Origin of the sequence: Stenotrophomonas sp. (assembly GCF_032061965.1) — a bacterium.
In the GTDB taxonomy this organism is placed as follows: Bacteria; Pseudomonadota; Gammaproteobacteria; order Xanthomonadales; family Xanthomonadaceae; genus Stenotrophomonas.
The window spans coordinates 69,207-81,963 of sequence record NZ_DAMBEF010000019.1 but is presented as its reverse complement, the minus strand read 5'-3'; the positions used below and the strand labels follow the sequence as shown (position 1 = coordinate 81,963).

Annotated in this window: 11 protein-coding genes and 1 pseudogene; 11 read left to right on the top strand and 1 reads right to left on the bottom strand. The window is 65.3% G+C overall.

Going from position 1 to position 12,757, the window contains the following annotated elements:
- The 9 genes and pseudogenes from RT460_RS11830 to folK form a co-directional block, all read left to right on the top strand.
- A pseudogene (locus tag RT460_RS11830) lies at window positions 1-382 on the top strand (lipoyl synthase); the annotation flags it as partial.
- A gap of 207 nt (window positions 383-589) precedes the next feature.
- Window positions 590-2,764, top strand: a complete 2,175-nt coding sequence (locus RT460_RS11825) for a carboxy terminal-processing peptidase (RefSeq protein WP_313319158.1) — start codon at window positions 590-592, stop codon at window positions 2,762-2,764.
- Window positions 2,765-2,860: 96 nt separating this feature from the next.
- Window positions 2,861-3,412 (top strand): DUF2242 domain-containing protein, encoded by a 552-nt coding sequence (locus tag RT460_RS11820; protein ID WP_313319157.1) that lies wholly within the window; start codon window positions 2,861-2,863, stop codon window positions 3,410-3,412.
- 38 nt (window positions 3,413-3,450) lie between these two features.
- Window positions 3,451-4,689, top strand: coding sequence for a hypothetical protein (locus RT460_RS11815; RefSeq protein WP_313319156.1), 1,239 nt, complete (start codon window positions 3,451-3,453; stop codon window positions 4,687-4,689).
- Window positions 4,680-5,591: a phosphogluconate dehydrogenase (NAD(+)-dependent, decarboxylating) gene (gnd, locus tag RT460_RS11810; protein ID WP_313319155.1), complete on the top strand. Its 912-nt coding sequence runs from the start codon at window positions 4,680-4,682 to the stop codon at window positions 5,589-5,591. Before RT460_RS11815 ends, gnd begins: the two co-directional genes overlap by 10 nt.
- Window positions 5,592-5,766: 175 nt before the next feature.
- A complete protein-coding gene (locus tag RT460_RS11805) occupies window positions 5,767-7,581 on the top strand; it encodes an ATP-binding protein (RefSeq protein WP_313319154.1) in 1,815 nt (604 codons plus the stop codon).
- Window positions 7,578-8,018, top strand: coding sequence for a response regulator (locus tag RT460_RS11800; RefSeq protein ID WP_313319153.1), 441 nt, complete (start codon window positions 7,578-7,580; stop codon window positions 8,016-8,018). The genes RT460_RS11805 and RT460_RS11800 overlap by 4 nt, the downstream gene beginning before the upstream one ends.
- A gap of 6 nt (window positions 8,019-8,024) precedes the next feature.
- On the top strand, window positions 8,025-9,545 hold the full coding sequence (locus tag RT460_RS11795) for a response regulator (RefSeq protein ID WP_313319152.1): 1,521 nt from the start codon (window positions 8,025-8,027) through the stop codon (window positions 9,543-9,545).
- A gap of 94 nt (window positions 9,546-9,639) precedes the next feature.
- A complete protein-coding gene (gene folK / locus RT460_RS11790; protein ID WP_313319151.1) occupies window positions 9,640-10,128 on the top strand; it encodes a 2-amino-4-hydroxy-6-hydroxymethyldihydropteridine diphosphokinase in 489 nt (162 codons plus the stop codon).
- A 150-nt stretch (window positions 10,129-10,278) separates the two neighbouring features.
- Here the strand turns inward: folK and RT460_RS11785 are convergent, their stop codons facing one another.
- Window positions 10,279-11,016, bottom strand: a complete 738-nt coding sequence (locus RT460_RS11785; protein ID WP_313319150.1) for a pteridine reductase — start codon at window positions 11,014-11,016, stop codon at window positions 10,279-10,281.
- Window positions 11,017-11,070: 54 nt separating this feature from the next.
- On the opposite strand from RT460_RS11785, the gene RT460_RS11780 reads away from it, so the two are divergent.
- Together RT460_RS11780 and RT460_RS11775 are read left to right on the top strand one after the other, a co-directional pair.
- Complete coding sequence (locus tag RT460_RS11780; RefSeq protein ID WP_313319149.1) at window positions 11,071-12,255, top strand: class I SAM-dependent methyltransferase; 1,185 nt, start codon at window positions 11,071-11,073, stop codon at window positions 12,253-12,255.
- Between the two features lie 2 nt (window positions 12,256-12,257).
- A complete protein-coding gene (locus RT460_RS11775) occupies window positions 12,258-12,635 on the top strand; it encodes a VanZ family protein (RefSeq protein ID WP_313319148.1) in 378 nt (125 codons plus the stop codon).
- Window positions 12,636-12,757: the final 122 nt, after the last annotated feature.

The window sequence follows — 12,757 nt, the reverse complement described above, 5'->3', positions numbered from 1 at the left end:
AACCGTGCCGGACCTGTACCGCAACGTGCGCCCGGGCGCGGACTACCAGTGGTCGCTGACCCTGTTGAAGAACTTCAAGGCACAGCACCCGAACGTGCCGACCAAGTCCGGCATCATGCTGGGCCTGGGCGAGACCCTGGAGCAGGTGCAGGCCACCCTGCGCGACCTGCGTGCCCACGATGTGGAAATGGTGACCATCGGCCAGTACCTGCAGCCGACCGCCCACCACCACCCGGTGCTGCGTTATTGGACGCCGGAGGAGTACAAGGCGTTCGAGGAGTACGGCTACGAACTGGGCTTCACCCATGTCGCCTCCGGGCCGATGGTGCGCTCGTCCTACCACGCCGACCAGCAGGCGGCCGGTGCCGGCGTCGTCGCCTGAGTCCGCCCTGCCGGGCATGCCGCGGCCGTTGGCCAACGGCGTGCCCGCGATGACGCCCGCCGCTGCGGGCGATCGGTTCACATTCTGCTACAGCACTGCGGCTAGTCTGGCCGTGGGCCGGATGACAAGTGCTGAAACTTTCGGCACTGTCGGCATGTCTGACCTGCCCGCAGTCTTCCCCCAACATTCGGTGCCACGAGTACTTTGATGAACTACCGAGTTCCCGCTTTCCTGCTGGCCTTCGCACTGACCGTACCGACCGCGCTGATGGCGCGTGCCGATGCCCCGGTGCTCAGTTCGGGCCCCACGGTTGACCAGGCGACTGCCTCCAAGCTGGTGTACGGGGTGCTGTCCGACAGTCGCTATGCCTATCGGCCGCGGCCGCTGGATGCAGCAACCTCGGCCGACGTGTTCAAGCGCTATCTGGAGGCATTGGACGGCGGCAAGCAGTTCTTCACCAAGGAAGACGTGGACCGCTTCGCGCCGCTGGCGGCGCAGACCGGTGAGGCCATCCGTTCCGGCCAGTTGGACCCGGCCTTCCAGGTGTTCGCGGTGTACCGCCAGCGCGTAACCGAGCGCATCAACTACGCGCGCCGCCTGCTGCGCCAGGAACCCGATTTCACCCGCGAGGAACGCTTCGAGTACGACCGCAAGGACGTGCCGTGGGGTACCAACGCCGAGCTGGATGAACTGTGGCGCAAGTCGGTCAAGAACGACTGGCTGCGGCTGAAGCTGGCCGGCAAGCCGGCAGCGGATATCCGCAAGACCCTTGAGAAGCGTTACGACACCCAGCTCAAGGGCATCAACGAGTGGAAGAACGAGGACGTGTTCTCGATCTATCTCAACGCCTATACCAGCGCTGTTGACCCGCATACCGATTACTTCACCCCGCGCACGGCGGAGAACTTCAACCAGGCGATGTCGCTGTCGCTGGAAGGCATCGGCGCGCAGCTGCAGCGCCAGGACGATGTGGTGGTGATCCGCGAAGTGGTCCCCGGCGGCCCGCTGGCGCTGGATGGCACCTTGAAGGCGGGTGACCGCATCGTCGGTGTTGGCCAGGGCCGTTCCGGCCCGGTCGAAGATGTGATCGGCTGGCGCATCGACGACGTGGTGGCCAAGATCCGTGGCGCCAAGGACACCCAGGTACGTCTGGAATACATCCCGGCCGCCGAAGGTGCCGATGGCAAGCACCGCATGGTGACCTTGACCCGGCAGAAGATCCGTCTGTCCGAGCAGGCCGCCAAGGGCGAAACCATGACCATCCCGGCTAGTGCGGGCGTGCCCGAGCGGCGCATCGGTGTGGTCAAGCTGCCCACCTTCTACCAGGACTTCGAGGGCCGTCGACGCAATGCGGCTGATTACGCCTCGGCAACCCGCGATGTCGCCAAGCTGCTGGCCGGTTTCAAGGCCGACAAGCTCGACGGCGTGGTGCTGGACCTGCGTAACAACGGCGGTGGCTCGCTGGATGAAGCAATCGAACTGACCGGTCTGTTCATCGAGCAGGGCCCGGTGGTGCAGGTGCGCGAGTCCGGTGGCCGCGTGACCGTCAACAGTGATCGCAACCCGGCCGTGGCCTGGGACGGCCCGTTGGCGGTGCTGATCAATCGTGGTTCGGCCTCGGCCTCGGAAATCTTTGCCGGCGCCATCCAGGACTACGGCCGTGGCCTTGTGATCGGTGAAACCACCTTCGGCAAGGGCACCGTGCAGAACGTGGTGCCGTTGGATCGCTGGCCGGCCAGCGAGAAGGAACGCTTTGGCCAGGTCAAACTGACCATCGCCCAGTTCTTCCGCGTCAGCGGCTCCAGCACCCAGCACAAGGGCGTGGTGCCGGATCTGGCCTTCCCGGCCAGCGTGGATGCCAGTGAGTTTGGCGAGAGCACCTACGACAATGCCTTGCCGTGGACCCGCATTGCTGCCGTTCCGCACACCCAGTACGGCAACTTCGCACCGATCGTGCCGCGCCTGGACACGCTGCATGGCCAGCGCATCCGCAGCGACCGCGAGTTCCAGTGGTGGGAAGAGGATGTGGAGCAGTTCCGCACCGAGGCTGCCAAGAAGTACGTTTCGCTCAACGAGGCCGAGCGCCGCGCCGAGCGTGACAAGCAGGAAAACCAGCGCAAGCAGCGCCAGCAGATCCGCAAGGAACTGGGCCTGCCGCTGGACCCGCTTGCCGAGGACAGCAGCGACGACGGCCTGACCGGCAACGAGCGCGATATCGTCAAGGACGCCGCGCGCGAAAAGGCGGCTGAAAAGCGCCCGGACCCGCTGCTGCGTGAATCGGCTGCAATCCTTGCCGATGCGGTCAACCTGCTGGAGAAGGACCGCCCGCTGTCGGCACAGGTATTGCCGCAGTCCACCGGCCCGGGACGCTGGGCTGACTGAGCCGCGCCCAAACAGGCAATGCTGCTGAACGACGCCGTCAACGTCCCATGACGTTGGCGGCGTTATGCTGAGGGCCTTCCTAGAACAGGAGTGCCCATGCGCAGTCACAGTCCGCATGCGCTGGCCGCGCTGGCCCTGCTGACACTGGCCGGCTGTGGTGGCAAGGCTGCTGACAGCACCTTGCTGCGAGAGTCGTTCGACTCCGGCGATACCTACTCGCGCAACATCGACAGCTCGCCGGCACAGGCCTGCGAAGCTGCACGGCGCGCGTTGCTGGGGCAGGGCTATGCCATCGCCCGTGCCGACGCAGGCAACGTCGAGGCCAACAAGAATTTCCAGCCCAAGGACGAAGTGCACGAGCAGTTGGTGCTGCGCGTCTCCTGTGCCGCGCGTGCCGATGGCATGGCGCAGGTGTTCGTCAGCGCCGTGCAGGATCGCTATGCACTGAAGAAGTCGCCGACCTCGGCCAGCGTAGGCGTTGGCGCCCTGGGGTCGGTGTCGCTGCCTTTCGGCAGCAACGATGATTCGCTGGTGCGGGTGGCCAGCAGTACGGTGCAGGATGCGCAGTTCTACCGCAACTTCTTCCAGCGACTGCAGCAGTACGTTGGGGAGTTGGCACCGGCGACAGGCGTGGACGGCACGCGGTGAGGTTGCACCGGCACGCTGTGACGGCGGCGGGTCGATGGATGTCCGGGTTGTGCATGGTGCCCGGCCTGCTGATGGGCAACGCGATGGCCGGCTGCAATGCCGAGCTGTTGCGCGAGCTGGGCTGGCAGTTGCACGTGGACGCCTCCTTGCAGCCGTCCGTGGCGACGGGCAGCCCCTGCCAACGCGGCTCGCTGGCCGAGGCGCATGCCCATGGCGAGTTGCAGCTGCGGGTGCCGGCCGCTTATGACGAAGCGCAACGCGAGCAGTTGGCGGCGCAGGTGCTTGCGCAGCCTGCCAGCGTCTGTGCGTTTGCGTTCAAGCTCGGCGACGCCACACGGCGTGCCACCACGCGCCTGCAGGACAATCCCGGCTATCGCTTCACGGCGTTGCAGCTGGGATGGATAGGCTTCGGCCCAGGCGGTGCGAAGGCGCAGGGCTGGCAGCGCTTCCGCAGTTTCGGTCGCGGTTATGCACCGGTCGGTGGCAATTCGCGTGCGCTGGAGGCCTTTTACTCCGGCCGGGTGCGTTCGGAATGCGGCGTCGGCCGCCAGGTGGCGCAATTGGCAACGCTGCGCGAACTGTTCGGCGATACCGCCTTCGACACGGCGTTTACCGCGGGCGAATTGTCCATCGGCACCTTCCTGACGCTGCACGATACCGACAGCATCCTGCTGGGCGGCAATGCCGGCGAATTTTTCGCCGATGGCAAGGCCGTGCGCACGGCCGCATTGGGACGGCAGGCATTCATGGGCGTGCCGGGTTTCATCGCCCATGTATTCGGCAAGCAGTATCTGGACGACATCAACAACCAGGCCGAGAACTTCGTCATCACCGATATCAGTGATGCGGCAGCGCACGCGCTGGCCAGACACGGGGGATTGGCCTATTACGACGCGCGCAACCGCCGTCTATGGGAGCTTGCCCAGCAACTCCCGCGGCAGGGCCGGCGCTACTTCGAGCGCTTGCTGTACGAACGCGACCCTGAGCTGCGTGCCAGCTTGCCGCCCGAGCAGCGGTTGCGGGTCTCGCAGTTGGACGCGCTGCTGGCCGATCCGGTCTACCAGCAACTGATGCTCTATGTGCACCGCAAGGGGATCAAACCGTTGGGCTACCACGTGGTACGCCTGCTGGACCGCAACCCGCGTACGCCCTTCAGTATCGACCTGACCCTGCACAACCTGCACACCACGATCTACCAGCGTTGGCTCGACAGTCGCCTGCGGGCCTGCGCTGCCACCACAATTTCCACCATCAAGCGAGGTGAACCATGGAACTAGGGATGATTGGTCTGGGCCGCATGGGTGCCAACATGGCACAGCGGCTGCAACAAGGCGGCATCGCCGTAACCGGCTACGACCCGGGCGCGCCGGCGCGCCAGCAGTTGCAGGACAAGGGCATGGCGACCGTGGCGGACCTGCAGGCGCTGGTGCAGGCGCTGCCGGCGCCGCGCGTGCTGTGGTTGATGGTGCCGTCCAAGGTGGTCGATGCCAGCCTGGACAGTTTGTTGCCGCTGCTGTCGGCCGGTGACGTGGTGGTTGATGGAGGCAACTCCTGGTACCGGCAGTCGCAGCAGCGTGCGGCGCGTTGTGCCGAGCAGGGTGTGGACTTCGTTGATTGCGGCACCAGCGGCGGCGTCTGGGGGCTTCAGGAAGGTTATTGCCTGATGATCGGTGGGCCGCAGGCTACGGTGCAGCGCCTGGCGCCGGTATTCCAGGCGTTGGCGCCCGCGGCTGATCGTGGCTGGGCGCATGTTGGGCCGGTGGGCGCGGGCCACTTCAGCAAGATGGTCCACAACGGCATCGAGTACGGAATGATGCAGGCCTATGCCGAAGGCTTTGCATTGATGCAGAAAAAAGCCGAGTTCAATCTGGACCTGGGGCAGGTTGCCGAAGTGTGGCGGCATGGCAGCGTGGTGCGCTCTTGGTTGTTGGATCTCAGTGCTGATGCGCTGCAGCGCAACCCCGTACTTGATGGCATCGCACCGTATGTGGAGGACTCCGGCGAAGGGCGTTGGACCGTGGCCGAAGCCATCGACCTGGATGTGCCCGCGCCGGTGATCACCTTGTCGCTGCTGGAACGGCTGCGCTCGCGCGAGGACAACTCGTTTACCGACCGCATGCTGGCGGCGATGCGCAACGAATTTGGCGGGCATGCGATCAAGCGCAGTGATGGTGCGTGAGATCGCTGAAGCGTTTCCTGCGAGGAAGCAGGTGCGGGCGTGCATTGATGGTGGAATTCATGCAATCCTTGGCTGATGGTCAGCGGGTTTGACCATCCGTGCGGCGATGGCATCATCGCCGCCGAGGAAAGGCCGGCCGCCAGGGCGCGGCGGGCACGCCTGCAGAGGGGAAACGATGGCATCTCGATTCAGCGATGATGATTGGAGCCGCTGGCGCCTGATGGGCCTGGCGCTGGCTGCGCTGCTCATCATCATCGTACCGGCGATCATGCTGCGTCACCTGGCGCGCGAGAGCGTCAATGCGGCCAACTGGGTGTCCCACACCCAGGCGGTCGGTGCGCGGCTGTACAACCTGCAAGCCGATATCCGCGACGTCGAGTCGGCCGCGTTGACCCTGTCCAAGGGCATCGACTCGCAGGCCTTGCAGCAACGCCTGCGCCAGGCGGATCGGGTCTCGGTGAATCTGCAGGAGCTGTCGCAGCTGGTCAACGACAGCCCAGAGCAATTGGTGCGCATTGGCAAGATGGAGCTGATGCTGGAGCGGCGCATGGCGCTGGCCAAGGAAATTGCCGCCAGCAGCGACTCGCCGCGGCAGCGTGAGCTGATCGAGGAGATGACGTTCAAGTTCCCCATCCGCGAGCTGGTCAACGAGCTGCAGCAGCACGAAGAGGGGCTGCTGGTGGAGCGCGCGCTGCGCGCCAAGCGCCAGCAGCAACAGGCCTCGGTGGTTACCTGGTCGGCGTTGGTGGTGCAGCTGCTGTTGCTGGCCCTGGTGCTGTGGTTGCTGCAACGGCAGATCGGCAGCCGGGCCGAGGTGGAAAAGCGCCTGAACAAGGCCAGCGCCCGTGCCAGTGCCGTGCTGCAGACGGTGCGCGAGCCGATCGTGTTGCTCGATGCCAAGCTGCGCGTGGTGCTGCATAACACCGCGTTCGCCGAGTTGTACGGCGCCGAGGAACAGGACAACTACCTGCGTCCGCTGCAGGAGATCGGTGAGGGCGCCTGGAACGATCCCTTGATCGGCCAGCGCCTGGCCGACGTATTGCTGCGCGGTCGCGAGCTGTGGGACTTCGAGCATCAGCAGCGCGGTGTCGATGGCATGGTCCGCACCATGTTGATCAACGCGCGGCGCATGTCGCTGCCCGATGTGGACGACGAGGTGGTGCTGATGACGGTCAGCGACATCACCCTGCAGCGTGCGGTGCAGGTACGGGTGGAAGAGCTGAACCGGCAGCTGGAAGGCAAGGTCGAGCAGATGGCTGACGTCAACCGCGAGCTGGAAGCCTTCAGCTATTCGGTATCGCACGACCTGCGCGCGCCGTTGCGGCATGTGGCCGGGTTCTCCGACAAGCTGGGGCGGCACCTGGGCGAGGCAGCGGATGACAAGACCCGGCACTACCTGCAGGTGATCGGCAGCTCGGCCCAGCGCATGGCGGCCTTGATCGACGACTTGTTGGTGTACTCGCGCCTGGGCCGCGGCGCGATGCGCATGCAGCCGGTGGACATGCAGACCCTGGTGGCCGACACCCGCGCCTTGCTGGACTCCAACCTGAAGGCCGAGGCTGGCGACGGCCCGGCGCGGAACGTGGAGTGGCATATCGGCAACCTGCCGACCGTGGTGGCCGACGAGAACATGATGCGGCAGGTGTGGTTGAACCTGCTGGGCAATGCCGTCAAGTACACCGGCGGTCGCGACAAGGCGGTGATCGAGGTCAACGCCAAACCGTTGCCCGATGGCAGTCATCAGTTCAGCGTCGCCGACAATGGCGCCGGCTTCGACATGCAGTACGCCTCCAAGCTGTTCGGCGTGTTCCAGCGACTGCACAAGGCATCCGAGTACGCCGGCACCGGCATCGGCCTGGCCAGCGTGCGCCGCGTCTTGACCCGTCATGGTGGTCGCATCTGGGCCGATGCCCAGGTCGACAAGGGTGCAACCTTCCGCTTTACCGTTCCTTCCGCAACCGACGTTTCCCAAAAGGATTCCCTGGCATGAGCCCCCTGCGAACCATTCTGCTGGCCGAAGACAGCGCTGCCGATGCCGAAATGGCGATCGATGCATTGCGCGATGCGCGCCTGGCCAACCCCATCGTGCATGTCGAGGATGGCGTGGAGGCGCTGGACTTCCTGTTGCGCCGAGGCAGCTTCGCGCAGCGCGAGGAAGGCCTGCCAGCGGTACTGCTGCTGGACATCAAGATGCCGCGCATGGACGGGCTGGAGGTGTTGCAGCGCATCCGTGCCGAAGAAGACCTCAAGCGCCTGCCGGTGGTGATCCTGTCGTCCTCGCGCGAAGAGAGCGACCTGGTGCGTAGCTGGGACCTGGGGGTGAATGCCTACGTGGTCAAGCCGGTGGATATCGACCAGTTCTTCAATGCGGTCAAAACCATTGGTACCTTCTGGGCCGTGATCAACCAGGCCCCGGATACCGAGTAAGTACCCATGCCGAACAAGGGAGCACCATTGGGCCCCGTGCGTATCCTGCTGGTGGAGGATTCGCCGGAAGACGCCGAACTGCTGAGCGACCAGCTGCTGGAGGCCGGCCTACAGGCCAGCTTCGAGCGCGTGGACAATGAGGTGGAGATGCGCCGGGTGCTGGCCGACTGGGCCCCGGACATTGTCCTGTCCGATCTGAGCATGCCCGGTTTTTCCGGGTACCAGGCCCTGCAGATCCTGCGCGAAGTACATCCGCGGGTACCTTTCATCTTCGTCTCGGGGACGATGGGTGAAGAAACCGCGGTCGAAGCGCTGCACAAGGGTGCCAACGACTACATCATCAAGCACCAGCCCGCACGCCTGCCATCGGCGGCGGCGCGGGCCATCCGCGAGGCGCGCAGCGACGTTGAGCGCCAGCGTGTCGAAGACGAGCTGATGCGTGCCCAGCGCCTGGAAAGCCTGGCCCTGCTGGCCGCGGGGCTGAGCCACGATCTGCGCAACATCCTGCAGCCGCTGCTGATTGTGCCGGACCTGATCCGCGACCGTAGCGAAGACCCCAAGATCATCCGTCTGGCCGATGTCATCGCCGAATGTGGACGCCGCGGCCATGAGATGGTCGAGTCGATGCTGTCCTTCGTGCGTGGGTCGCGCCAGCCCAGTGAGCGCATCGTGCTGCAACGCCTGTTCCAGGCGGTAGGCATGCTGCTCAAGAGCAGCCTGCCGCGCAACGTCGAGCTGCACCTTGAAGTCGCCGACGACCGCATGGCGATCGAGGCCAATTACACCGAGCTGCAACAGGTGCTGTTGAACCTGGCACTCAATGCGATCCAGGCCATGCCCGAGGGGGGCCGCCTCACGCTGGTGGCCGAGCGCGGGGACGGCGACGCCGGTGGGCAGGTGCGCATCCGCGTCAGCGATGAAGGCCTGGGCATGGACCAGGCCACGCTGGATCGGTTGTTCAGCCCGTTCTTCACCACCAAGGCCAACGGTACCGGTCTGGGACTGGTGTCCTGCCACCGCATCATCGACAGCATTGGTGGGCAGATAAAGGTGAACAGTGCGCTGGGCGAGGGCACCTGCTTCGACCTGCTGCTGCCGTTGCACGAAACCACCGATGCCGACGACGACGAAGGCCTGCCGCTGGTGCGACCCGGTCGCGGCGAACGCTTGCTGGTAGTGGACGACGAGGCCACCCGGCTGTCGCTGTTGGGTAATGCTCTGTCCAGCCAGGGCTATCGCATGCGCCTGGCCAGCGATGGCGCGGTGGCCATGCGCCACCTGCAGGAAGCCGGCCTGCCCGATGTTGTGCTGGTCGATAGCGGCATCCCGCTGTTGTCAGCCAGCCAGTTGCTGGCCGAGATGCAGGCCATGGGCTATCGCGGCCCGGCCATCGTGCTGGAGGACAGCCACGCCCCGGTGTTTGCCGACGGCCAGGCACCGGCCGGCATCAGCGTGCACGTACTGCCCAAGCCGCTGGAAATGCAGCGGGTGTTCCGAGCGGTTGCCGATGCGCTGGGTGTGGACTGACCGGCGTGCCGGATTCATCATGTGCGCCCCCTCCCATGATGCAGCGCACTGATCACCCTGCGGGGCGGTCGTGGCCTGCGGACAAGCCAACCCAATGACCACCGTGCTCCTGAGCCTGGGCAGCAATGTTGAACCCCGGCGTTACCTGCAGGCTGCCGTCGAAGTGCTGCGCCAGCGCTTTGGTGACATCCGCGTATCGCCGGCATACCTGACCCCGGCGGTGGGCTTCGAAGGGCCGGACTTCCTCAACAACGCCGTGCTGGTGCAGACCGACATGCCGTTGCTGGACCTCAACGATTGGTTGCATGCGGTGGAAGACGCCCATGGCCGTGACCGTTCCGGCCCGCGCTTCAGCGACCGTACGCTCGATATCGACGTGGTCTATTACGGCGACCTGGTGATGGAAGGCCCCAAGCACCTGCGCATCCCGCGACCGGAACTCAAGCACGCCTTCGTGCTCAAGCCGATGGCCGATATCGCGCCGGACTTCATCGACCCTGTGCAGCAGCGGACGCTGGCGCAGATGTGGCAGGAGCACCCGCAGTACGGGCATTCCTTCGAGACCGTCGACCTGAACGGGTAGGCGCGGCGTCAGCCGCGACCCCGTGGCCACGACAGCGATCCGCCGTGCCGATGTACGGTTTGAAGTGGTGTGGAGGTTTTGGGGCGGCGTTTGCCGTTCTGGTCTTTCCGCTGCGTCGGCTTCACGGCCTGGGACGTCCCTGCCTCGGGTTCAGGTGAGGGTGCGGCCGCCGTCCAGGCGCAGCACCTGCCCGGTGAGATAGCCAGCGTCGTCGAGTAGCCAGCGCACCGCGGCGGCAATCTCGTGCGGCGTCCCCAAGCGGCCCATCGGCGTACGCTCCATCAGCTTTTCCTTCGCCGCCTCGCTCTTGCCTTGTTCCGGCCAGAGGATGGCGCCCGGGGCGACGGCGTTGACCCGCACATGCGGGGCCAGTTCCAGCGCCAGTGAGCGGGTCAGCATTTCCAGCGCGGCCTTGGCGGTGCTGTAGACCGGGTGCTCGCGCAGCGGCTGGGTGGCGTGCAGGTCGGTCAGGTTGACGATGGCGCCACGCTGGCGGACCAGGTGCGGGGCGGCAGCCTGGGACAGGAACAATGGGGCGCGTGCGTTCACTGCCATCAGGTCATCCCATTGCTCGGCGCTCACCTGGCCGAGCGGGGTGGGGTAGAAGTTGGAGGCATTGTTGACCAGTGCATCCAGACGGCCGAAGTGGCTGACCACCTGGTCGACCATATCCGGCAATTCAGCCAGCTCGCGCAGGTCTGCCTGTATGGCCAGCACGCTGCCCGGTCGTTCGCTCTCCAGATCGAAGGCCAGCGATTGCAGCTCCTCGCTGGACTGGTGGGCGTGCAGGGCGATGCGGTAGCCATGGGCATGCAGGTGGCGGGCAATGCCGGCGCCAATGCGGCGCGCGCTGCCGGTGACCAGGGCCACCTTTAGGGATTCTGTCATCTGCGGTTTCCTCACTCGGCTATCCTGTGCATTGTCTCTGTAAAACGCCGTGCCATGCATTCCGATCTGCCAACGCCCGATACCGATGCCCTTGCCCACAGCGAACAGCTGGCCGCGCACCTGCGCGCGGACATCTGTGCCCAAGGTGGCGCTGTGCCATTCTCGCGTTTCATGGAACTGGCCCTGTATGCGCCGGGTTGGGGCTACTACAGCGCCGGCGCCAGCAAGTTTGGCGCCGCCGGTGACTTCGTCACCTCACCCGAGATGGGGCCTTTGTTCGCTGCGACAACCGCCAATGTGGTGGCGCCGGTGCTGCAGCAGCTCGGTCCGCAGGCACGCATGCTGGAGCTGGGCGGCGGCAGCGGTGCCTTTGCCGAGATCCTGCTCAAACGCCTGCTGGAACTGGATGCCTTGCCCGAGCGCTATGCCATCCTTGAGCCCAGTGCCGACCTGCGCGAGCGCCAGCGCGAGCGTCTGGAGAAGGCGCTGATTCCGCCGGTGTTCGCGCTGGTGGAATGGCTGGACCGACCGTTCGATGACGACTGGGATGGCGTGCTGTTCGCCAACGAGGTGATTGACGCGCTGCCGACACCGCGCTTTGTCTGCGACGAAGGCGAGATCTACGAAGAAACCGTAGCGCTCGATGGTGAAGGCCGCTTCGTGCGTGGCGCGCAGCCGGCCGATCCGCTGTTGTTGGGCGCCGTTCGCCACGTAGAGCGTTACCTTGAGCGACCCTTCGCCCATGGCTACCGTTCCGAGGTGTTGCCGCAGCTGCCGTACTGGATCCAGGCGGTAGCCGGTGGCATGAAGCGTGGCGCGATGTTGTTCGTCGACTATGGCTATCCACGTGCGGAGTTCTATCAGCACGACCGCAACGACGGCACGCTGCGCGCGTTCTATCGCCATCGCGTGCACAACGACGTATTCCTGTGGCCCGGCCTGCAGGACATCACCGCCTCGGTGGACTTCACCGCACTGGCCGAGGCCGGCACCAACGCCGGTTTCGACCTGGCCGGCTACTGCAACCAGGCCAACTTCCTGTTGGGCAATGGCATCACCCAGTTGCTGGAGGCTGCCGAGGAGCGCTTGGATGAGGTGGGTCGCATGCGCATGCGCAGCCAGCTCAAGCAGCTGACCCTGCCGACCGAGATGGGCGAACGTTTCCAGGTGATGGCCTTCAGCCGCGACGTGGACATGTCTGCCTCATTCCTGTTGGGCGACCTGACCTGGCGCCTGTGAACATGCTCAAGCCTTTGCGGCGCAGCGGGTTGTGGCTGGCGCTGTGGTGTGCGGCGGTGCTGGCAGTGATCGTGGTCTGCCTGATTCCGCCGCCGCCGCTGGCGTTGCCGCAGAACAGCGACAAGGTCGAACACTTCCTGGCCTACTTCCTGTTGGCGGGTAGCGCGGTGCAGTTGTTTACCCCGCGGCGCACCTTGCTGTGGGTTGGCGTGGGACTGGTGGCGATGGGTATCGGCATCGAGTGGGCGCAGGGCGCGCTGACCACCGACCGCATGGCCGACCCGATGGATGCACTGGCCAATACCACCGGCGTGGTCGCAGGCCTGCTACTGGCTTTCACGCCGCTGCGTGATCTGCTGCTGAGGTTGCAGCCGCGCTGAATGCGCGGCGCTTTCCGTTGCAACCGTTTAGTTTCAAAAGTGCCTTTTTTCAAGGGCAAAAAGCACTTTCGCGGGCGGGAATTGGCTGCTAGTTTCTGTGCCACTGCAAGGTCGTGGACACC

Bases quoted from the DNA above. Each gene is read 5' to 3' on its own strand.
- gnd (WP_313319155.1), top strand. From the start codon at position 4,680: ATGGAACTAGGGATGATTGGTCTGGGCCGCATGGGTGCCAACATGGCA.
- RT460_RS11820 (WP_313319157.1), top strand. From the start codon at position 2,861: ATGCGCAGTCACAGTCCGCATGCGCTGGCCGCGCTGGCCCTGCTGACA.
- RT460_RS11825 (WP_313319158.1), top strand. From the start codon at position 590: ATGAACTACCGAGTTCCCGCTTTCCTGCTGGCCTTCGCACTGACCGTA.
- RT460_RS11805 (WP_313319154.1), top strand. From the start codon at position 5,767: ATGGCATCTCGATTCAGCGATGATGATTGGAGCCGCTGGCGCCTGATG.
- RT460_RS11780 (WP_313319149.1), top strand. From the start codon at position 11,071: ATGCATTCCGATCTGCCAACGCCCGATACCGATGCCCTTGCCCACAGC.
- RT460_RS11795 (WP_313319152.1), top strand. From the start codon at position 8,025: ATGCCGAACAAGGGAGCACCATTGGGCCCCGTGCGTATCCTGCTGGTG.
- RT460_RS11775 (WP_313319148.1), top strand. From the start codon at position 12,258: ATGCTCAAGCCTTTGCGGCGCAGCGGGTTGTGGCTGGCGCTGTGGTGT.
- RT460_RS11800 (WP_313319153.1), top strand. From the start codon at position 7,578: ATGAGCCCCCTGCGAACCATTCTGCTGGCCGAAGACAGCGCTGCCGAT.
- RT460_RS11815 (WP_313319156.1), top strand. From the start codon at position 3,451: ATGTCCGGGTTGTGCATGGTGCCCGGCCTGCTGATGGGCAACGCGATG.
- folK (WP_313319151.1), top strand. From the start codon at position 9,640: ATGACCACCGTGCTCCTGAGCCTGGGCAGCAATGTTGAACCCCGGCGT.
- RT460_RS11785 (WP_313319150.1), bottom strand. From the start codon at position 11,016: ATGACAGAATCCCTAAAGGTGGCCCTGGTCACCGGCAGCGCGCGCCGC.